Source organism: Cupriavidus sp. PB-02 (genome assembly GCF_058252315.1).
Map to the genome: position 1 here is coordinate 2,853,449 of NZ_CM177694.1, position 19,855 is coordinate 2,873,303.

Below are 19,855 nucleotides of genomic sequence, written 5' to 3' on the forward strand. Positions count from 1 at the left end.
TCCGCGGCATGAACGCCAGAACCGACGCGCCCCAGCCGGCGCCCTCCTCTTCCGCACCGGGGGAGCCGCCCGCCACGGCCGAACTGCCCCTGCCCGCCCCGGCCTCCGCCGTGCCCGCCACCGCACCGGTGGTCGCCAGCGCCGACGCCATCGACCGCAGCGGCCCCGACCACCAGCAGTTCGTCGACTGGCTGCGCATGGTGGCACCGTACATCCACGCCTTCCGCGGCAAGACGTTCGTGATCGCATTCGCGGGCGAACTGGTCAAGTCGGGCGTGCTCAATGCGCTGGTCAACGACGTCGCGCTGCTGCACGCGATGGGCATGCAGATCGTGCTGGTGCACGGCTCGCGCCCGCAGGTGGAGGAGCAACTGGCGCTGCGCCAGGTCGAGTCGCAATTCGTCGACGGCGTGCGCATCACCGACAACGCCGCGCTCGAATGCGCCAAGGAAGCCGCCGGCGAACTGCGCCTGGACATCGAGGCCGCCTTCAGCCAGGGCCTGCCCAATACGCCGATGGCCGGCGCCCAGCTCTCGGTGATTTCCGGCAACTTCGTCACCGCGCGCCCGGTCGGCATCGTCAACGGCACCGACTACCAGCACACCGGCCTGGTGCGCAAGATCGACGCCGAGTCGGTGCGCATGTCGCTGTCGCACGGCAAGGTGGTGCTGCTGTCGCCGCTGGGCTTCTCGCCCACCGGCCAGGCCTTCAACCTGTCGATGGAAGACGTGGCCAGCGCCACCGCCACGGCGATGAAGGCCGACAAGCTGATTTTTATCACCGAGGTGCCGGGCGTGCCCGACCCGGTCGGCAAGCTGATGCAGGAAATGTCGCTGCGCACCGCGGTCGAGCGCCTGCAGAACAACCACCTGCCGCCGGATGTGGCCAACTACCTGCAGCACCTGGTCAAGGCGCTCAAGGGCGGCGTGCCGCGCGCGCACCTGATCCCCTACTCGCTCGACGGCTCGGTGCTGCTGGAGCTGTTCCTGCATGACGGTGTCGGCACCATGCTGTCCGACACCGACCTGGAAAGCCTGCGCGAAGCCACGCTCGACGACGTCGGCGGCATCGTGCAGCTGATCGAGCCGCTGGAGCAGGACGGCACGCTGGTGCCGCGCGGACGCCACCTGATCGAGCGCGATATCGGCAACTTCTCGGTGATCGAGCACGACGGCGTGCTGTTCGGCTGCGCCGCGCTGTACGACTACCCGCGCGAGAACATGGGCGAGATGGCCTGCCTGACCGTATCGCAGGAAGCCCAGGGCACCGGCGATGGCGAGCGCCTGCTCAAGCGCATCGAGCGCCGCGCCCGCGCGCTCGGCCTGGAAAAGCTGTTCGTGCTCACCACCCGCACCGAGCACTGGTTCCTCAAGCGCGGCTTCGTGCACGCCAACGTCGACGACCTGCCCGAGGACAAGCGCAAGCTCTACAACTGGCAGCGCAAGTCGATGGTGCTGATGAAAAAGCTGTAACGCCGTAGGGGCAATCGCCGCCGCGCCGCGCCCGGCCGCCCCGCTTGGCTACAATAGCGCCAGCGCCTCAGCAAAGTCTAACGAACGTACAAGGAGTCCCCATGGCCCGCACGGTCCATTGCATCAAGCTGAACAAGGAAGCCGAAGGCCTCGACTTCCCGCCGCTGCCCGGCGAACTGGGCAAGAAGATCTGGCAAAGCGTGTCGAAGGAAGCCTGGGCCGGCTGGCTCAAGCACCAGACCATGCTGATCAACGAGAACCGCCTGAACATGGCCGACGCCCGCGCGCGCCAGTACCTGCTCAAGCAGACCGAGAAGTACTTCTTCGGCGAAGGTGCCGACCAGGCGCAGGGCTACGTGCCGCCACAGTCCTGAACTGGACCGCCGGCAATGACAAAGGGGTGCCTCAGGCACCCCTTTTTGCTGTGTAGCGGACGACTGCGTTCAGTAGTTGGTACGCTGCACGCCGTCGCCGGTACCCAGCAGCAGCACATCCGCGCCTCGCAGCGCGAACAGGCCCACCGTGACCACGCCCGGCACCTGGTTGATGGCCGACTCCAGGCCACGCGGGTCGTCGATCTTCAGCCCGGCCACATCCAGGATCACATTGCCGTTGTCGGTCTTGTAGATGCCACCTTCCTTGGTCATGCGCAGGCGCGGCTGGCCGCCCAGGGCCTGCAGCTTGCGCGCGACCGCGGCACGTGCCATCGGAATCACCTCGACCGGCAGCGGGAACGTGCCCATGGTCTGGACCAGCTTGCTGCCGTCGGCGATGCAGACGAAGCGCTTTGCCACCGAGGCCACGATCTTTTCGCGCGTGAGCGCGCCACCGCCGCCCTTGATCATGGCGCCGCTGGCGTCGATCTCGTCGGCGCCGTCGACGTACACGGGAATCTCATCCACTTCATTCAGGTCAAGCACCTTGAAGCCGTGCTGCTGCAGGCGGCGCGTGGAAGCCTCGGAGCTCGACACCGCACCCGCGAAACGCTCCTTGAACGCCGCCACGGCGTCAATGAAGAGGTTCGCGGTGGAGCCGGTGCCCACGCCGAGCACGGCGCCTTCGGGAACTTCCTGCTTCACGTAGTCGGCGGCGGCTTGCGCCACCAGCGCCTTGAGTTCATCCTGAGTCATGACAACAGCCAGATTGCGTTGGGGGGAAAACGCACAGTGTAGCGGATTGCGGCGGCATGGCTCGCGGGCGACGGTACAATGGACCAGACCCGGGCAGCCTGTACGCCCCTCGGATGCCCGCAGACAATTCAGCCCACGACATAGCGACCATGAACCAGCTCGAACAACTCAAGCAGTTCACCACGGTGGTGGCCGATACCGGCGACTTCCAGCTGATGAAGCAATACACCCCGAAGGACGCGACCACCAATCCGTCGCTGATCCTGAAGGCGGTGCAGAAACCCGAATACCGGCACCTGCTGGAGCAGGCCGTGCGGGACCACCACGGCAACGGCGGCGTGGATGCGGTGATGGACGAAGTGCTGATCGCCTTCGGCTGCGAGATCCTGGCGATCGTGCCCGGACGCGTGTCGACCGAGGTCGATGCGCGCCTGTCGTTCAATACCGAAGCCACCGTGGCCAAGGCGCGCCACCTGATCCAGCTCTACGAGCAGCGCGGCATCGCGCGCGAGCGCGTGCTGATCAAGATCGCCTCCACCTGGGAAGGCATCCGCGCGGCCGAGATCCTGCAGCGCGACGGCATCCGCTGCAATATGACGCTGCTGTTCTCGCTGGTGCAGGCGGTGGCCTGCGCCGAGGCCGGCGCGCAGCTGATCTCGCCCTTCGTCGGCCGCATCTTCGACTGGTACAAGAAGCAGGCCGGCGAGCAGTGGGACCCGGTCGCCAACGGCGGCGACAACGACCCGGGCGTGCGCTCGGTGCGCCAGATCTACGACTACTACAAGAAGTTCGGGTACCCGACCGAGGTGATGGGCGCAAGCTTCCGCAGCACCGCGCAGATCCTGTCGCTGGCCGGCTGCGACCTGCTGACCATCAGCCCGGAGCTGCTCGAGCAACTGGCCGCCGGCCAGGGCCCGGTCGAGCACAAGCTGTCGGTGGACCAGGCGCAGGCCGCCAATATCGCCCGCATTGCGGCCGACGAGCCGTCCTTCCGCTGGCAGCTCAATGAAGATGCGATGGCCACCGAGAAGCTGGCCGAAGGCATCCGCCTGTTCGCGGCGGATGCGGTCAAGCTGGAAAAGCTGATCGGGGAGATCGCTAAGTAAGGGAAGTCCGGGCGCCCCCGCCCGGACCCAGGCTCAGCCGGCCGAGGGTGCCGGTTGCGACCACAGCAGAGGCAGGCATTCCCCTGCCGCTGCCGTCAGCAAGAGATCCGCGGTCTGGTCCAGCGCCGACGGCTGTGGATTCACCACGATCACCGGCGCGCCATGCTCGCTGGCCACACCCGGCAAACCCGCCGCCGGATACACCAGCCCCGAGGTGCCGACCACCAGGCACAGGTCGCAGGTCTGCGCCGCGTGCTCGGCGCGGTAGCGGGCCACGCGCGGCAGGTCTTCCCCAAACCACACCACACCCGGGCGCATCAGTGCGCCGCAGAGGTCGCAGCGCGGCGGCATGCCCGGCAGCGCGGTGGCCTCGTTGCAGCGCCCGCATCCGTCCAGCCACTTGTTGGCGAACAGGTTGCCGTGCAGCTCGATCACGTGTTCGCTGCCGGCGCGCTGGTGCAGGCCGTCAACGTTCTGGGTCACCAGCGTGACCCGCTTCTGCGCGGCCAGCGCCACCAGCGCGTGGTGCGCCGGATTGGGCTGCACGGCCGCGACCAGGTCGCGCCGGTGCAGGTACCACTCCCACACCAGTGCAGGCTGGCGGCGGTAGGCGCCTTCGCTCGCGAGCTCTTCCGGGTCGAACTGCTCCCACAGGCCGGTCATGGCATCGCGGAAGGTCGGCACGCCGGACTCGGCCGAAATGCCGGCGCCGGTCAGCACGAAGATATTGTTCGCGCCGGCGATCAGCCGGCGCGCTTCCTCAAGTCCCGGCTGAGCGGAGATATGGGAATCGCCTGCCATGCGTTCAGCGCGGCAGCCGCCGCTGGCGCACCGCCTCGTACAGGCACACGCCGCTGGCCACCGAGACGTTCAGGCTTTCCACGCCACCCGCCATCGGGATGCCGACCAGCTCGTCGCACGTCTCGCGCGTCAGGCGGCGCATGCCCTCGCCTTCTGCGCCCATCACGATCGCGGTCGGGCCCTTGAAGTCGATGTCGTACAGCGATTTCTCGGTGCCGTCGGCGGTACCGATCACCCAGATGCCGCGCTCCTGCAGTTCGCGCAGCGTGCGCGCCAGGTTGGTCACGGTGATATAGGGCACGGTCTCGGCCGCGCCGCTGGCGACCTTGGCCACGGTGGCATTGAGGCCGACGCTGCGGTCCTTGGGTGCGATCACGGCGTGCGCGCCGGCGCCATCGGCCACGCGCAGGCAGGCGCCCAGGTTGTGCGGATCGGTGACGCCGTCTAGCACCAGCAGCAGCGGCGTGCCCTCGATGCCGTCGAGCAGTTCATCCAGGTTCAGCGCCAGCGCCACGTCTTCGGCGCGCGCCACCACGCCCTGGTGGCGGTCGGTGCCGGCCATGCCGCGCAGGCGCTCGGCATCGACGGGATGCAGGCGCACGCCCAGGCTCTCGGCCAGGCGGACGAAGTCCTGCATGCGCCGGTCGCGGCGGGCGGATTCGATATAGACGTCGGTCACGCCTTTTGCGTCTTGGCGCAGGCGTGCGGTCACGGCGTGAAAGCCGATCAGGAGTTTGTTTTTGGCCATGGGCGCGATTGTACTCGCCCCGGCCCGCACCGCCGCGCAAGGTGCGGCTGTGGGGGGCGGCGGCCATTGCGGCCGCCGCAGGCTTCAGCGCTTGCGCGGGGTGCGCGAGGTCTTGGCGGCCGACTTGCCCGCCGGCTTGGCCGATCGCGACTTAGAGGCCGGCTTGCGCGGTTTTTCCAGGTGCGAGGGCTTGGGCTTGGCGGCGCGCTTGGCCGGCTTGCCGCCGGTCTTGACGTGCGGCTTGAGCGGTGTGATCACGGCCTCGAACACCGGCTGCTCTTCGATCACGCGGTCCAGCGTCTCGTCGAACGATTCCTCCGGCTTGGACGAACCGCCCAGCAGTGCCGCCAGCTGGCGGCCCTTCTTGCGCGCCGGCACCGCATGGGCGGCCGGTACGCGCGGCTGAGTTTCAGTGCCCGGAACGCGGGCACGCAGGGTTTTCGCCGAGGGCTCCTGCACCAGGCGGAAATCGATCTTGCGTGCATCCAGGTCCACACGCGACACCTGCACGCGCACGCGGTCGGTCAGGCGGTAGCGGATGCCGGTGCGTTCGCCGCGCAGTTCGTTGCGGGCCTCGTCGTACTGGAAGTAATCGCTGCCCAGTTCGGTGACGTGGACCAGGCCTTCGACATACAGCTCGTCGAGCTGCACGAAGATGCCGAACGAGGTCACGGCGCTGATCGTGCCGGCGAAGTCACTGCCGAGCTTGTCGCGCATGAAGTAGCACTTGAGCCAGGCCTCGACATCGCGTGAGGCCTCGTCGGCACGGCGCTCGTTGGCCGAGCAGTGCAGGCCGAGCTCGTCCCAGATCGCCTCATTGCGCTTGGCGCGCGCCGCCGTCAATTCGGCCTTCTGCTCGGCGTCCTTGGCCTGCAGCTTGCGCGCCTTGGGCGAGATCGCCGTATTCAGTTCGGTGCCGTGGGCAAAGGCCGGCTGGTACTTGGTATGCGCCAGCACTGCCTTGATCGCGCGGTGCACCAGCAGGTCCGGATAGCGGCGGATCGGGCTGGTGAAGTGCGCATAGGCTTCATACGACAGGCCGAAGTGGCCGATATTGTCCGGGCTGTAGACCGCCTGCTGCATCGAGCGCAGCAGCATGGTCTGCAGCATCGGCGCGTCGGGGCGGGACTTGATCTTGTCCATCACCTCGGCGTAGTCCGAGGCCTGCGGCTTGTCGCCGCCGCCGAGCGACAGGCCGGCGGTGCGCAGGAACTCGCGCAGGTTCTTCAGCTTTTCTTCGCTGGGGCCGGCGTGGATCCGGTACAGCGCCGGGTGCTTGAAGCGTTCGAGGAAGTCGGCCGCGCACACGTTGGCGGTCAGCATGCATTCCTCGATCAGCCGGTGCGCGTCGTTGCGCGTGCGCGGCAGGATCTGCTCGATCTTGCCCTGCGCGTTGCAAACGATATAGGTCTCGGTGGTATCGAAGTCGATCGCGCCGCGCGCGCGCCGCGCCTTGAGCAGTACCTGGAACAGCTCGTACAGGTTCTGCAGGTGCGGTACCAGTTCGCTGCGCTTGTGCGCCTCGGGGCCCTTGGTGTTGGACAAGACCGACCAGACCTCGTTGTAGGTCAGGCGTGCAGTCGAGTGCATCACGGCCGGATAGAACTGATAGCCCTTGATTTCGCCCTTGGCGGTGATCACCGTATCGCACACCATGCACAGCCGGTCCACGGCGGGGTTGAGCGAGCACAGGCCATTGGACAGCTTCTCCGGCAGCATCGGTATCACCCGCCGCGGGAAGTAGACCGAGGTGGCACGATCCAGCGCATCGGCATCCAGCGGCGTCCCAGGGCGCACGTAGTGCGACACGTCGGCGATCGCCACGATCAGGCGCCAGCCCTTGGCGCGGCCTATCCTGACCGGCTCGCAGTAGACCGCGTCGTCGAAGTCGCGCGAGTCTTCGCCGTCGATGGTCACCAGCGGGATATCGCGCAGGTCGATGCGGTGGTCCAGGTCGGCCTGGCGCACCTCGTCGGGCAGCGCGGCGGCTTCCTGGGCGGCTGCGGGCGAGAACGCATGCGGCACGCCGTACTTGCGCACTGCGATCTCGATCTCCATGCCGGGATCGTCGATGTCGCCCAGCACTTCCACCACGCGGCCCACCGGCTGCACGTAGCGGTCGGGGTACTCGATCAGCTCGACGCTGACCACCTGCCCCACGCGCGCCTTGCCCTGGGCCTTGGGCGGGATCAGGATGTCCTGGCTGATGCGCTTGTCCTCGGGCGCCACCACCAGCACGCCGCCCTCGCTGAGCAGGCGGCCGATGACGAAGCGGTTGGCGCGCTCGATGATCTCGACGATCTGCCCTTCGGGCCGGCCGCGGCGGTCGTAGCCCACCACGCGCACCTGCGCGCGGTCATTGTGCATGGCCTTCTGCAGTTCGCGTTCGGGCAGGAAGATATCGTCCTCGCCGTCGTCGCGGATCAGGAAGCCGAAGCCGTCGCGGTGGCCTTGCACCCGGCCGGTGACGAAGTTCGGCTGGTGGGCCAGCTCATAGCGGCCCTTGCGGTTCAGTTCGATCTGGCCGTCGCGTTCCATCGCCGCCAGGCGCTTCTGGAAGCCGTCATGCTCCTTGCGCGTGACTGCCAGGGACTTGGCGATATCGCCGGCCGACAGAGGGGATCCCGAGGTTCTCAGCACGCCCAGGATTTCTTCCCGGCTGGGGATCGGATAGCTGTTCTGATTCAATTTTTTCTGGAAACTATTTGACAAAATTCTCGCGCTCCCTATAATGAGCGCTTCGGTTGTTTCGACACCTGCCCAGGTGGCGGAATTGGTAGACGCACTAGGTTCAGGTCCTAGCGGTGGCAACACTGTGGAGGTTCGAGTCCTCTCCTGGGCACCAGATCACCGGAAAACCCGCAGCGCTTTCAAGCCCTGCGGGTTTTTTGTTTTTGACGCTTGGTTCGCGTACCAGATCCGGCAACTTGCACTCCTTGCTTGGCGGCACTGCGTGCCGCGGTGTCATACCTGTGAGCGTAAGGGGTTTTTCCCGTCCGCGAAACCGCGCACCGTACCCCGCGCGGCAGCCGAACCACAACGGAACGGCAATGTCGAGGAGTGTAACAGCTTCAGTGGCGATTCCGGCATTCCGGCCAGGATCTCGATGGCGGACTATGCCATCGCGATGCCCGACGAGATCGAGAAGCTGGCGCAATCGCACCAGCGTTTCACGGTCGGCTACTGAAGCCTTCCGGTGCCGTGCCCCGGGCAGAGCGCCACGGGCATGGCAAGTGGCGGCGTCGTTCAGTCGCGCGCGCCGTCGTCCAGCAGGCTGGCGCGCTTGCCGCGCTTGAGCCAGGCGGCCAGGTTGTGCGGGCGCAGCGTGTCGTACTCTTCGAACGGCTGGTGGATCCAGGGGTTCGACTCCAGGAAGGTCACGTGGTAGTCCGGCTCGACCTTAGAGCACGCCTTGTACCACAGCACCGCCGAGCGCACCTCGGTCACCGCCGGGTAGCGTTCCTTCAGGTGGCGGCCCACGCGCTCGAGCGTGATGCCCGAATCCACCAGGTCGTCGACCAGCAGGATCTTGCCGGTCAGTTCGCCGCGGGTCATGGTGATGTACTGCGCGATATCCAGGTCGCCCTGCTGCGTGCCGGCAGCCTCGCGGTAGCTGCTGGTGGCCAGAATGGCCAGCGGCACGTCGAAGATGCGCGACATCTGATCGCCCACGCGCAGCCCGCCGCGCGCCAGGCACAGGATCTTGTCGAACTTCCAGCCCGACTCATGCACGTTCAGCGACAGGCGTGCGATCAGGCGATGGTATTCGTCCCAGGACACCCACAGGTTCTCGTCATCGTTCGTAGGCAGGTTCATGGCTTTACTCTTTGTATCTTCGCGGTCGGTTGACCGATGTGGCTCGGCCCGCTTGCGCGGGCCGATTGTCTGTAGCAGTTCGCGGCGCTCATGGCGCCACGCCTTGCGTATTACGTTGCCAGGTCAGGCCTTGTACGGGTGACGCAGCAGGATGGTCTCGTCGCGGTCCGGGCCGGTCGAGATCATGTCGATCGGGATGCCGACCACTTCTTCCACGCGCTTCAGGTAGACGCGGGCCGCCTCGGGGAGCGCGTCCCACTCCTTCACGCCGAAAGTCGATTCGTTCCAGCCGGGGAATTCCTCGTACACCGGCTCGCAGCGCGCGACGGCGTCAGAGCCGCGCGGCAGGATGTCGACGGTCTTGCCGTCCAGCGCGTAGCCGACGCACAGCTTGATGCTTTCCAGGCCGTCGAGCACGTCCAGCTTGGTCATGCACAGGCCCGACACGCCGTTGATCTGCACCGAACGCTTGAGCGCGGCGGCATCGAGCCAGCCGGTGCGGCGCGGACGGCCCGTGACCGAGCCGAATTCCTTGCCGATATTGGCCAGGCGCACGCCAACCGGATCCTGACGCGACGGGTTGTCGTTGTCGTACAGCTCGCTGGGGAACGGGCCCGCGCCCACGCGCGTGCAATAGGCCTTGGTGATGCCCAGGATGTAATTCAGGCGGCCCGGGCCGACGCCGGCACCCGCGGCGGCCGCACCGGCCACGCAGTTGCTCGAGGTCACGTACGGATAGGTGCCGTGGTCCACGTCCAGCAGCGTGCCTTGCGCGCCTTCGAACATCAGGTTGCCGCCGGCGGCGTTGACCGCGTACAGCTCGGCCGACACGTCGGCCACCATCGGCGCCAGGCGCGGCGCATAGGCCAGCGCCTCGTCCAGCGTCTGCTGGAAGTCCACGGCTTCGGCGCCCAGGTACTGGGTCAGCATGAAGTTGTGAAGGTCGAGGTTTTCGCGCAGGCGTTCGGCGAACTGCTTGGGATCGAACAGGTCCTGCACGCGCAGCGCGCGGCGGGCGACCTTGTCTTCATAGGCCGGGCCGATGCCGCGGCCGGTGGTGCCGATCTTGGCTGCGCCACGGCGGGCTTCGCGCGCCTTGTCGATGGCGACGTGGTACGGCAGGATCAGCGTTGCCGCTTCCGAGATGCGCAGGCGGCTCTGCACCTGCAGACCGGCGGCTTCGAGTTCTTCGATTTCACGGAACAGTGCTTCGGGCGACAGCACCACACCGTTGCCGATGTAGCAGACCGTGCCGTCGCGCATGATGCCCGAGGGGATCAGGCGCAGAATGGTCTTCTTGCCGCCGATGATCAGGGTGTGGCCAGCGTTGTGGCCGCCCTGAAACCTCACCACGCCCTTTGCCTGGTCGGTAAGCCAATCGACGATTTTTCCTTTGCCTTCGTCACCCCACTGGGTGCCGATCACGACGACATTGCGTCCCTGGCCTACTGCGGATGCGGACATATTGCTTTGGTCAATAGGTTAAAAACGTATTCTACTCTTGTTGCCGGGCGATTCCCGATTTTTGGGCTGCCCTGACCCCAGTGCGTCAGCGCGGCACCACGGCCCAGCCGTCGTCCTGGCGTACCAGTTGCCGGTCGCAGTTGAACTCGTCCAGCTCGTGGGTATGGCCGGGCAGTGACTGGATCACGATCTCGCCTGCGGCACGCAGCGTGGAAATGGCGGCACGCAGTGCCGGATCCGCATCCCAGGGCGCGAAAATCGCCTGCGCACGCACTTCCACGGGCGACAAGGCCGCCACTTCGCGCAGATCCAGCGAAAAACCGGTCGCGGGCCGTGCGCGGCCGAAGGCCTCGCCCACCTTGTCATAGCGGCCGCCCCGCGCAACGTAATTGGGCAGGCCCGCCACGTAGGCCGCGAACATCACTCCGCTGTGATAGTGATAGCCGCGCAAATCCGACAGGTCGATGTTGACGCTGGCGCCGCGCACCTGCACCGCCAGCGCGGCCAGCTCGTCCAGCGCGCGACCGATGGCGGGGCTGGCCGGCAGCGTCGCGCGGGCGCGGTCCAGCACGTCCACGCCGCCATAGAGCGTCGGCAGCGCCAGCAGCGCATCGCGCTCGGTCTGCGGCAGGCCCACGGTCAGCTCGCGCAGCGCGGGCACATCCTTGGTTTCGAGCGCGGCAAAGAGCGCGTCCTCGATCTTGCGAATCGACGGCAGTCCGGCCAGCAGTGCCTCCAGGATGCCGGCGTGGCACAGGTCGATGCGGATCTCCGACAGCCCGGCCGCCTGCAGCGCGGCCAGCATCAGTTCCTGGATCTCGACGTCGGCTTCCAGGCCGGCATGGCCATAGATCTCGGCACCGATCTGGATCGGCTCGCGTGTTGCATGGAAGCCCGCCGGGCGCGCGTGCAGCACGTTGCCGGCGTAGCACAGGCGGGTCACGCCGGGGCGATTCAGCAGGTGGGCGTCAATGCGCGCGACCTGCGGCGTGATATCGGCACGCAGGCCCATGGTGCGGCCCGACAGCTGGTCGACCAGCTTGAGCGTGCGCAAGTCCAGGTCATGGCCGGTGCCAGTCAGCAACGACTCCAGGTATTCCAGCATCGGCGGCATCACCAGCTCATAGCCGTAGGTGCGGAACAGGTCCAGCATGCGGCGGCGCAGTTCCTCGATCTTGCGCGCTTCCGACGGCAGCACGTCGGCAATGTTTTCTGGCAGCAGCCAATGGTTGGACATGGTGAATCTCTTCTCGGTCATTCGGTTGGTCCCGCGGGCGCAGCGCCCTCGGGTGCCGGGCCTCGCCCGGGATCATTGTTGCCGCGGTCGTTGCGGTCGTTGCGCCCTCCGCGCGACCGCGCCATCACTCCACGGCGATGGGTTCCATGAGGGCTCCAGCCGGACAAAACCCCGGCAAGCCGGGGTTTCGTCTTTCCGCCACACGGACCAGCGAGTGCGCTAGCGCTTGGCTCCGGACCCGCCGGAGGCGCCCGCCGCGGCACCACCGCTGGAACGCATATAGCGGAAGAAGTCAGAGTTGGGCTCCAGCACCAGTACGTCGCGCTTGTCGCGGAAGGTGTTGCGGTAGGCCTCCATGCTGCGCCAGAACTGCGCGAACTGCGGATCGCGGCCGAACGCGTCGGCATAGATCTGCGAAGCCTTGGCATCGCCCTCGCCCTTGATCACCTGCGCGTCGCGATAGGCCTCGGCCAGCACCACTTCGCGCTGGCGGTCGGCATCGGCGCGGATCTTCTCGCCCTCGGCGGCGCCGGTGGAACGCAGCTCGTTGGCCACGCGCTTGCGCTCGGCTTCCATGCGGCGGTACACCGATTCGCTGATCGCGGGCAGCAGGTCGACGCGCTTGAGGCGCACGTCCAGGATCTCCACGCCCACCGACTTGGCGTATTCGCTCATGGCGTTGCGGATGGCCTGCATCACCTGCTCGCGCTCGCCGGCGACCACGTCGGCCACGGTGCGCTTGCCGAACTCCTCGCGCGCCACGGAGTCGATCCGCTGCGTCATGCGGTCCTGCGCGCCGCGGACGTTGCCACCGAAGGCGACGAAGAACTTGCGCGGATCGGTGATGCGCCATTTGACGAACCAGTCCACCACCATGCTCTTCTTCTCGGCGGTCAGGAAACGCTCGCTGGCGGCCCCGTCGATGGTCTGCAGGCGGCGGTCCATGAACACCACGTTCTGGAACGGCGGCGGCAGCTTGAAGTGCAGGCCGGGCTCGCGCACCACCTGCTTGATCTCGCCGAAGGCGAACACCACGGCGTACTGGCGCTGGTCGACCACGAACAGCATGGACGAGGCCACGGCCAGCAGGATGAAAAAGCCGATCGTGAAGGAAATCAGTCGGTTCATGACGGTCTCCTCAGCGCGAGTCGCGGTCGCGGTTGCGCAGCGCCTCGCGCGACCGGGTGTCCGGCGAGGCGTCCGGCGCGGGCGCCGGCGTTCCGGCGGCGCCCGGCGTTGCCGGCGTGCCGGGCTGGCCCTGCGCCATCAGCTTGTCCAGCGGCAGGTAGAGGAGGTTGTTGCCCTGGCGCGCATCCACCAGCACCTTGGTCGAATTGGTGTAGATCTGCTGCATGGTTTCGAGATAGATGCGGTCGCGGGTCACCTGCGGCGCCTTGGCGTATTCGGACTGCACTGAGCGGAAGCGTGAGGCATCGCCCTGAGCCTGCGCCACCACGCGCGAGCGGTAGGCTTCGGACTCTTCCTTCAGGCGGGCGGCCGCACCCTTGGCGCGCGGGATGATGTCATTGGCATAGGCCTGGCCTTCACTGATGGCGCGCTCGCGGTCCTGGCTGGCCTTGTTGACGTCATCGAACGCGGCCTGCACCTGCTCGGGCGGCTGCACGCTCTGCACGTTCACGGAAAGCACGCGGATGCCGGTCTTGTACGCCGACAGGATCGCCTGGATCGACTTGGCCAGCCCCTGCGCGATCTCCTCACGGCTCTCGTACAGCACCGCGTCCATCTTGTTGCGGCCGACGATCTCGCGCACTGAAGTCTCGGCGGCCTGCGTCACCAGTTCCTCGTCGCCGCCGCGGTCGGTCTTGTTGAAGAACAGGAATTCGGTGGCATCCTGAATCACGTACTGCACGGTGAAGCGCACGTCGATGATGTTCTCGTCCTGCGTCAGCATCGACGAGTCCTTCAGGTTGCTGTCCTTGATCGACGTGGAGCGGCCCACCTCGACCGAACGCACCGCCGACAGGTTGACGATCTCGGCCGCCTGGACCGGCCAGGGCAGGCGCCAGTTGATGCCGGGGCCGGCGGAGTACTTGAACTTGCCGAACTGCAGGATCACCGCGGTCTGGCCTTCCTGCACCATGAAGAAGCCGCTGGCGAGCCAGATCCCGACCACCGCGGCGACGATCACGCCGACACCCACGCCCGAGCTCTTGCCGGGGGTGCGCGGGCCGCCAAAGCCCTGGTTGCCGCCGCCGCCGTTTTCCTTGCGGCCCAGCAGGCCGTTCAGGCGGCGATTGAAGTCGCGCCACAACTCGTCAAGGTCGGGCGGGCCGCCGTCCTGCTGCGGGCGCTGGTTCTGCTGACGGTTGTCGTCGCGGCCATCCTTCTTGTCATCGTCGTCCCCGTTCCGACCCCAGCGCGGATCGTTCAGCGAGAAGATGGCGCGCAGGCGCTGCCAGCCCGCGCGCAGCGCGGGGCGGCTGCCTGGTGTCAGGCTCGAGTCGGCATTCCGGGGAAACTGGGGCATGAAGTGCACGGGTCCGGGGAAGTTTGTAACAGGGGGATTCTAGCAGTCATCTGCGCCACTTTTTGCCAATTCGCGCAATCGTAGCGCCAATGGACGGAAAACGGTCAGGAGCTGCGCGATTCCCCCGCGCCTGCTTCGCTGCCATCGCCGCTCTCGCCGGCATGGCCAATCTGGTCATCGTCATCGTACTCGACGCCCTCTTCGCTCTCCTCGCCCTGGTCCGCATCGCCATACAGCGGGACGTCGGCCAGTCGGGGATCGTAAGGCGGCGGCTCGGATGGCCGGCTCGCCAGCCATTGGGCCACCTCCACCACCGACTCGCGCAGCGCATCGATGCCAATGCCTTCGCGCGCGCTGAGGAAGACGCGGGTGGGGACGCCGTCCTCGTCGCGCTCGATGCGCGGGCCCTGCTCCATCAGCTCGGGCGCCGCGTCGATCTTGTTCATCACCACGATCTGCGGGATGTCCGAGGCATTGATTTCCGCCAGCACACGGTTGACCTGCTCGATCTGTTCGTGCCGCACGGGGCTCGATGCGTCCACCACATGAAGCAGCAGGTCGGCGTGGACGGTTTCTTCGAGCGTGGCGCGGAACGCCGCCACCAGTTGCGTGGGCAGGTCGCGGATAAAGCCGACGGTGTCGGACAGCACCACGTTGCCCAGCCCGTCCAGGAACAGCCGGCGCGAGGTGGTGTCGAGCGTGGCAAACAGCTGGTCCGCCGCATAGGCGCGCGCCTTGGTCAGCGCGTTGAACAGCGTCGACTTGCCCGCGTTGGTATAGCCTACCAGCGAGATGCTGAGCGTGTCGTTGCGCGCGCGGGCGCGCCGCTGCGTGCTGTGCTGGCGCTGCAGTCGCGACAGATCGGACTTGAGGCGCTTGGCGCGCTCGTCCAGCATGCGGCGGTCCAGTTCGAGCTGGCGCTCACCCGGCCCCCCGCGCATGCCGATACCGCCCTTCTGCCGCTCCAGGTGGCTCCAGGCGCGGACCAGCCGCGAGGCGCGGTACTGCACCTGCGCCAGTTCCACCTGCACCTTGCCCACGTGGCTCTGCGCGCGCTGGCCGAAGATATCCAGGATCAGGCCGGTACGGTCGATCACGTGGCGGTTCAGGAAGCGCTCCAGGTTGCGCTGCTGCGCCGGGCTCAGGGCGTGGTTGAACACGACCACGTCGGCGTCGAGCGCATCGGCGGCTTCCCTCAGTTCTTCGGCCTTGCCCGAGCCGATGAACAGCGCCGGGTCGGGCCGCGAACGGCGGCCCGTCAGCGTGTGCACCGGCAACGAGCCGGCTGTGGAGGTCAGCAGCGCGAGTTCGCTGAGGCTTTCCTGAAAGTCATGCTTGCCGAAATCGACGCCGACAAGAATGGCGCGCGAGGGTGCGGTGTTGGAAGTGGCTCTGGGATCCAAGGGAGGGCGCGAAGGCGCTGGGGAATACGGGTTCAGGGGAATGTCTTGCGGAGGTCTGGCACTGCCCTGGCCCCTGCCAGGTCAGGCCAACGCGCGAGGCGCAAGGTGATGCCGGAGGTTGCGGCAGCGGCAGCGGCGGCGGCTGAGTGCGCGGCCGCCGGGCCGCGATGCACCGGGCGCAACGGCAACCCGGTGCCGGGCATCGAAACGGCGCCGCGTGGCGCCCGGTCGATGCCGTCAGTCGGCGGCCGCGCGCTGTGGCGGCCGCGAGGCAGTTCAGGCCTCAGCAGAGTCATCCACGCGGAAATTGACCGCGCGCGCCGGAACGACGGTAGAGATCGCATGCTTGTAGACCATCTGCGTCACGGTGTTGCGCAGCAGGACGACGTACTGGTCGAACGATTCGATATTGCCTTGCAGCTTGATGCCATTGACGAGGTAGATGGACACCGGTACGTGCTCTTTGCGCAGCGCATTCAGGAACGGGTCTTGTAGCAGTTGCCCTTTGTTGCTCATGGCACACTCCAAATTTATAGGTTTAGTGATGGATGATGGGGACGGAAGTCCCCGGTTCAAGTCAATCAGCGCAAAAACGCGCCAGAAAAAAGATCAAAAACGGTACCAAGTCGGCGTCAATGCACAGGGAACCCCCCTGCTACCGTGAATTTAGCCGCAGTTCCAAACGAACGCAAACGAAAACTTGCCCCGCAAAGGATCCGTTTCCGGACTCAATCCTTCGAGTCCGCATACGGATTTTTGTTCGTGCGGAATTCGATGCGAAGGGGTGTGCCCTTGAGCTTGAAGGCCGCACGGAAACGGTTTTCCAGGTAGCGCCGGTAGGTTTCGGCAACGCCTGACAGCGCATTGCCGTGGACCACGATAATGGGCGGATTCGAGCCGCCCTGGTGCGCGTAACGCAGCTTGGGCCGCGATGCGCCGACGCGCTTGGGCTGCTGGAATTCGACAGCTTCCTGCAGCACGCGCGTCAGCTGCGGTGTCGGCAGCTTGACCATCGCCGCGGCATAGGCGTCGTCGACCGAGCGCAGCAGCGCGCCGATGCCGGTGCGCTCGCGCGCCGACACAAAATGGAAATTCGCAAAATTCAGAAACTGCAGCTTGCGCTCCAGGTCGTGCTTGATGCGATCGCGGGTATGGCCGTCGAGCCCGTCCCATTTGTTGACGCCGACCACCAGCGCACGCCCGGATTCGACAATAAAACCGGCAATATGTGCGTCCTGGTCGGAAATGTCTTGTTGCGCATCGAGCAGCAGGATCACGACATTGGCGTCGGCGATCGACTGCAGCGTCTTGACCACTGAAAATTTTTCAATCGCCTCGAACACCTTGCCGCGCCGACGCAGGCCTGCTGTATCGATCAGCGTATAGGGCTTGCCGCCGCGCTCGAACTCCACATAGATGGCGTCGCGCGTGGTGCCGGGCATGTCGAACGCGATCACGCGCTCTTCACCGATCAGGGTGTTGACCAGCGTGGATTTCCCCACATTGGGGCGTCCGACGATGGCGATCTTGACGCCCTTGCCGCCATCGGGCACTTCCTCGGCCAGCTCGGGCCGCTCCTGGACCGCCAGCTCCAGCGCTTCGTCGACGAGCTCGCCCACGCCGTCGCCATGGGCAGCGGAGATCGCGTACGGATCGCCCATGCCCAGCTCGTAGAAGTCGGCTGCCACCGAGGTGTACTTCATGCCCTCGGCCTTGTTCACCGCCAGCATGATGCGCCGGCCGGTCTTGCGCAGGTAGTCGGCGATGGCGCGGTCCTGCGGCGCCAGGCCCAGGCGGCCGTCGACGATAAAGATCACCACGTCGGCCTCGACCACCGCCTGCTTGGTCTGCTTGGCCATCTCGGCGACGATGCCTTCCTTGACCACCGGCTCGAAGCCGCCGGTATCGATGGCGATGAACGGACGCTCGCCGATGCGCCCTTCGCCGTAGTGGCGGTCGCGCGTCAGGCCCGGCAGGTCGGCGACGAGGGCGTCGCGCGAGCGGGTCATGCGGTTGAATAGCGTCGACTTCCCTACATTGGGGCGGCCGACTAGTGCGATTACTGGTTTCATGCAATAAACGGAAACGGGGGCCGGCACATGCCGCCCCCCGGTAGCTCCGGAGTCAATGGATCCGACGGCAGTCCGCGCCTTATCGGCACGGATTGCCGCTTGTCCTGTCGCGCGCGCCGCCGGTCACGGGACCCGCTGCGCAATTTGCCGCACGACCAAGGATCATGCTACCGGATTAGGCGCCGACCGTACCGACAGGTGTACGGCAGCGCGCATTGGATGCCCGTCAGCCAGGCTGGTACCCGTAGACGTCGCCGTCGCGGGTCTGGATCACCAGGGTCTGGCCCGCCACGACCGGCGCGGCGGTGATGGCGCTGCCATCGGTCTTCATGCGCGCGATGACCTGGCCGTCTTCGCGCGACAGGAAGTGGACATAGCCTTCGAAGTCGCCCATCACCACCGAGCGGCCCAGCGCCAGCGGCGCACCCAGGCGGCGGTTGCGCAGCTCGTCGTTCTTCCAGCGTTCGTTGCCATTCTGGCGGTCGAAAGCATGCACCACCGACCGTTCGTCGCTGGCGTAAAGCGCATTGTCATCCTGCGCGGGACCGCTCGGCGACGAGAAATCCTTGCCCCACTGCGGCTGGCCACTGGACAGCTCCAGGCAGGCGACGCGACCCTGGAAGGTGGTGGCGCAGACCTGGCGACCATTCACCATCGGCTGGCCGGTGACGTCGTTCAGGCGCTCGATCTCCGACACGCCCTTCGGATACGAAACCGTGCTTTCCCAGCGCAGCACGCCGTTGCCCGGCGTCAGCACGCCCAGCTTGCCGCCGGGGAAGCCCATCACGATGCCGTCGCCGGCGAACACCATGCCCATTGCCGCGCGCAGGTTCAGCGGCGTCTGCGAGCGCTGGTAGATCCAGCGGCGCTCCCCGGTCTGGGCATCGAGGCCTAACACACGCGTGTCGGTGGTGCGCACCACCACCAGGCCATTGCCGACCAGCGGCGCCGACAGCACCTCGCCATTGACCTGCTTCTTCCAGATCTGCTTGCCGCTGGCGTCGAAGGCGTAGATCGCGCCCTTCTCGCCCGCGACCGCGGTCACGGAGCCGTCGCTGCCGGGGCCCGAGGTCAGGTCCAGATCAGTCTTGGCCTTCCACAGCACGCGGCCCGAGGCGCCTTCCAGCGCGATCACGTTGCCGTTGTTGGACGACACGTAGACGTTGTTGCCCGCCGCGGCCGGCTGCATCGAATACGGGCCGCTCTTGCCCACATCGGCCTTCCACGCCTGGCGCACCGTCAGCGTGCCCGACACCGGCTTGAGTTGGGCGGGCGGGTGCTTGTTTTCCTTGCTGAACAGCGCGCAGCCGCCCAGCGCGGCCAGGCAAGCGGCAGCCGCCAGCGCGCGGGCCATGGTGCGGGCGGGCTGGCGATGTACGGCACGGGAAAGCACTGACATCATAAGGTTTCGATCCTGGTTTTACGGTCCGCTGGTTTTACGGTGATTGGCACAAGTCGAGGGCGGCCCACTCAGGCCGTGCCCAGCGCATCGAGCTTGAACTGGATGATCTGGCGCATCGCCGGCTCGGCCTCGCCCAGCTTGTCGAGCGCCTTGCGATAGGCCACGCGCGCATCGTCGCGCTTGTCCTGCGCGGCGAGCAGGTCGCCGCGGCGGTCGGCATACAGCGCCACGAACGCTGCCGGCGGTTCGTCCTTGAGCAGCGCCAGGCCCTTGTCGTAGGCCTTCTCGTCCAGCAGCACGCCGGCCAGCCGCACGCGCGCCAGGTGCGAGTATTCTGCGTCGCCGTGGTCGATGGCCCACTGCAGCTGGCTCTTGGCCGCGGCCAGGTCGCCCGCATCGTACAGCACGCGGCCTGCGACCAGCGCGCTCATCTGGCCATAGGCGGTGCGGCCGTACTTGTCTTCCAGGTCGGTCGCGGCGCGCTTGATGCGCTCGATGTCGCGCGCCTCGGCAGCCTTGAGCACCTGCTCGTACAGCACCGCGGCCTCGCCGGCCTGCCTGCGTTCCCAGTACTTCCAGCCGTTCCAGCCGGCGAACGCCAGCAGCGCGACGATCAGCACCCAGGTCAGCGCATTGCCGTACTGGCGCCACCAGGCCTTCAGATTCTCAAGCTGTTCCTGTTCTTCTAGATCGTAAGCCATGTCGAGGCAATCACC

At 66.7% G+C, this 19,855-nt stretch carries 18 protein-coding genes and 1 tRNA gene; 5 read left to right on the plus strand and 14 right to left on the minus strand.

All coding sequences use genetic code 11. The annotated features are described in order from the left end of the window. Positions 1-8: 8 nt before the first annotated feature. Both argA and AC10V3_RS13355 read left to right on the plus strand, forming a co-directional pair. Positions 9-1,472, plus strand: coding sequence for an amino-acid N-acetyltransferase (gene argA / locus AC10V3_RS13350; RefSeq protein WP_022535748.1), 1,464 nt, complete (start codon positions 9-11; stop codon positions 1,470-1,472). A 101-nt stretch (positions 1,473-1,573) separates the two neighbouring features. Beyond that, entirely contained in the window at positions 1,574-1,846 is a 273-nt protein-coding gene (locus AC10V3_RS13355; protein ID WP_012353145.1) for an oxidative damage protection protein, read from the plus strand. Between the two features lie 69 nt (positions 1,847-1,915). On the opposite strand, the gene rpiA is transcribed toward AC10V3_RS13355, so the two are convergent. Beyond that, positions 1,916-2,602: a ribose-5-phosphate isomerase RpiA gene (gene rpiA / locus AC10V3_RS13360; protein ID WP_022535749.1), complete on the minus strand. Its 687-nt coding sequence runs from the start codon at positions 2,600-2,602 to the stop codon at positions 1,916-1,918. Between the two features lie 149 nt (positions 2,603-2,751). Here rpiA and tal point away from each other — a divergent pair, with 149 nt between their 5' ends. Next, positions 2,752-3,708 (plus strand): transaldolase, encoded by a 957-nt coding sequence (gene tal / locus AC10V3_RS13365; RefSeq protein ID WP_349604279.1) that lies wholly within the window; start codon positions 2,752-2,754, stop codon positions 3,706-3,708. Positions 3,709-3,741: 33 nt separating this feature from the next. On the opposite strand, the gene AC10V3_RS13370 is transcribed toward tal, so the two are convergent. The 3 genes from AC10V3_RS13370 to rnr form a co-directional block, all read right to left on the minus strand. Continuing rightward, complete coding sequence (locus tag AC10V3_RS13370) at positions 3,742-4,509, minus strand: SIR2 family NAD-dependent protein deacylase (RefSeq protein WP_022535751.1); 768 nt, start codon at positions 4,507-4,509, stop codon at positions 3,742-3,744. Positions 4,510-4,513: 4 nt separating this feature from the next. Beyond that, positions 4,514-5,257: a 23S rRNA (guanosine(2251)-2'-O)-methyltransferase RlmB gene (rlmB, locus tag AC10V3_RS13375; protein WP_010809441.1), complete on the minus strand. Its 744-nt coding sequence runs from the start codon at positions 5,255-5,257 to the stop codon at positions 4,514-4,516. 84 nt (positions 5,258-5,341) lie between these two features. Continuing rightward, positions 5,342-7,945 (minus strand): ribonuclease R, encoded by a 2,604-nt coding sequence (rnr, locus tag AC10V3_RS13380; RefSeq protein ID WP_490922313.1) that lies wholly within the window; start codon positions 7,943-7,945, stop codon positions 5,342-5,344. A gap of 70 nt (positions 7,946-8,015) precedes the next feature. Between rnr and AC10V3_RS13385 the strand changes: the two genes are divergently transcribed. Both AC10V3_RS13385 and AC10V3_RS13390 read left to right on the plus strand, forming a co-directional pair. Next, positions 8,016-8,102: transfer RNA gene (locus AC10V3_RS13385), tRNA-Leu, on the plus strand. Further along, positions 8,073-8,444 carry a hypothetical protein gene (locus AC10V3_RS13390; RefSeq protein WP_349604278.1) on the plus strand — a complete coding sequence of 124 codons (372 nt, stop codon included), beginning with the start codon at positions 8,073-8,075 and terminating at the stop codon, positions 8,442-8,444. Before AC10V3_RS13385 ends, AC10V3_RS13390 begins: the two co-directional genes overlap by 30 nt. Positions 8,445-8,503: 59 nt before the next feature. Here AC10V3_RS13390 and AC10V3_RS13395 read toward each other — a convergent pair whose 3' ends face one another. From AC10V3_RS13395 to AC10V3_RS13440, 10 genes are all read right to left on the minus strand, one after another. Continuing rightward, positions 8,504-9,073 carry a phosphoribosyltransferase gene (locus AC10V3_RS13395; RefSeq protein ID WP_349604277.1) on the minus strand — a complete coding sequence of 190 codons (570 nt, stop codon included), beginning with the start codon at positions 9,071-9,073 and terminating at the stop codon, positions 8,504-8,506. Positions 9,074-9,196: 123 nt separating this feature from the next. Then, on the minus strand, positions 9,197-10,537 hold the full coding sequence (locus AC10V3_RS13400) for an adenylosuccinate synthase (protein WP_349604276.1): 1,341 nt from the start codon (positions 10,535-10,537) through the stop codon (positions 9,197-9,199). Between the two features lie 85 nt (positions 10,538-10,622). Then, positions 10,623-11,774 carry an ATP phosphoribosyltransferase regulatory subunit gene (locus AC10V3_RS13405; RefSeq protein ID WP_022535755.1) on the minus strand — a complete coding sequence of 384 codons (1,152 nt, stop codon included), beginning with the start codon at positions 11,772-11,774 and terminating at the stop codon, positions 10,623-10,625. Between the two features lie 219 nt (positions 11,775-11,993). After that, positions 11,994-12,902 (minus strand): protease modulator HflC, encoded by a 909-nt coding sequence (gene hflC / locus AC10V3_RS13410; RefSeq protein WP_022535756.1) that lies wholly within the window; start codon positions 12,900-12,902, stop codon positions 11,994-11,996. A 10-nt stretch (positions 12,903-12,912) separates the two neighbouring features. Further along, positions 12,913-14,262 (minus strand): FtsH protease activity modulator HflK, encoded by a 1,350-nt coding sequence (gene hflK / locus AC10V3_RS13415; RefSeq protein WP_022535757.1) that lies wholly within the window; start codon positions 14,260-14,262, stop codon positions 12,913-12,915. A 104-nt stretch (positions 14,263-14,366) separates the two neighbouring features. After that, positions 14,367-15,665, minus strand: coding sequence for a GTPase HflX (gene hflX / locus AC10V3_RS13420; RefSeq protein ID WP_349604273.1), 1,299 nt, complete (start codon positions 15,663-15,665; stop codon positions 14,367-14,369). 276 nt (positions 15,666-15,941) lie between these two features. Next, positions 15,942-16,181, minus strand: a complete 240-nt coding sequence (gene hfq / locus AC10V3_RS13425) for an RNA chaperone Hfq (RefSeq protein WP_012353158.1) — start codon at positions 16,179-16,181, stop codon at positions 15,942-15,944. A 212-nt stretch (positions 16,182-16,393) separates the two neighbouring features. After that, on the minus strand, positions 16,394-17,737 hold the full coding sequence (gene der / locus AC10V3_RS13430) for a ribosome biogenesis GTPase Der (RefSeq protein ID WP_022535759.1): 1,344 nt from the start codon (positions 17,735-17,737) through the stop codon (positions 16,394-16,396). Positions 17,738-17,963: 226 nt separating this feature from the next. Continuing rightward, positions 17,964-19,139: an outer membrane protein assembly factor BamB gene (gene bamB, locus AC10V3_RS13435; protein WP_349604271.1), complete on the minus strand. Its 1,176-nt coding sequence runs from the start codon at positions 19,137-19,139 to the stop codon at positions 17,964-17,966. A gap of 68 nt (positions 19,140-19,207) precedes the next feature. Further along, on the minus strand, positions 19,208-19,840 hold the full coding sequence (locus tag AC10V3_RS13440; protein ID WP_022535761.1) for a YfgM family protein: 633 nt from the start codon (positions 19,838-19,840) through the stop codon (positions 19,208-19,210). Positions 19,841-19,855 lie beyond the last annotated feature (15 nt).

Excerpts from the sequence above, each read along its gene's own strand:
- argA (WP_022535748.1), top strand. The coding sequence starts at position 9 with ATGAACGCCAGAACCGACGCGCCCCAGCCGGCGCCCTCCTCTTCCGCA.
- AC10V3_RS13355 (WP_012353145.1), top strand. The coding sequence starts at position 1,574 with ATGGCCCGCACGGTCCATTGCATCAAGCTGAACAAGGAAGCCGAAGGC.
- rpiA (WP_022535749.1), bottom strand. The coding sequence starts at position 2,602 with ATGACTCAGGATGAACTCAAGGCGCTGGTGGCGCAAGCCGCCGCCGAC.
- tal (WP_349604279.1), top strand. The coding sequence starts at position 2,752 with ATGAACCAGCTCGAACAACTCAAGCAGTTCACCACGGTGGTGGCCGAT.
- AC10V3_RS13370 (WP_022535751.1), bottom strand. The coding sequence starts at position 4,509 with ATGGCAGGCGATTCCCATATCTCCGCTCAGCCGGGACTTGAGGAAGCG.
- rlmB (WP_010809441.1), bottom strand. The coding sequence starts at position 5,257 with ATGGCCAAAAACAAACTCCTGATCGGCTTTCACGCCGTGACCGCACGC.
- AC10V3_RS13395 (WP_349604277.1), bottom strand. The coding sequence starts at position 9,073 with ATGAACCTGCCTACGAACGATGACGAGAACCTGTGGGTGTCCTGGGAC.
- AC10V3_RS13400 (WP_349604276.1), bottom strand. The coding sequence starts at position 10,537 with ATGTCCGCATCCGCAGTAGGCCAGGGACGCAATGTCGTCGTGATCGGC.
- AC10V3_RS13405 (WP_022535755.1), bottom strand. The coding sequence starts at position 11,774 with ATGTCCAACCATTGGCTGCTGCCAGAAAACATTGCCGACGTGCTGCCG.
- hflC (WP_022535756.1), bottom strand. The coding sequence starts at position 12,902 with ATGAACCGACTGATTTCCTTCACGATCGGCTTTTTCATCCTGCTGGCC.
- hflK (WP_022535757.1), bottom strand. The coding sequence starts at position 14,262 with ATGCCCCAGTTTCCCCGGAATGCCGACTCGAGCCTGACACCAGGCAGC.
- hfq (WP_012353158.1), bottom strand. The coding sequence starts at position 16,181 with ATGAGCAACAAAGGGCAACTGCTACAAGACCCGTTCCTGAATGCGCTG.
- der (WP_022535759.1), bottom strand. The coding sequence starts at position 17,737 with ATGAAACCAGTAATCGCACTAGTCGGCCGCCCCAATGTAGGGAAGTCG.
- bamB (WP_349604271.1), bottom strand. The coding sequence starts at position 19,139 with ATGATGTCAGTGCTTTCCCGTGCCGTACATCGCCAGCCCGCCCGCACC.
- AC10V3_RS13440 (WP_022535761.1), bottom strand. The coding sequence starts at position 19,840 with ATGGCTTACGATCTAGAAGAACAGGAACAGCTTGAGAATCTGAAGGCC.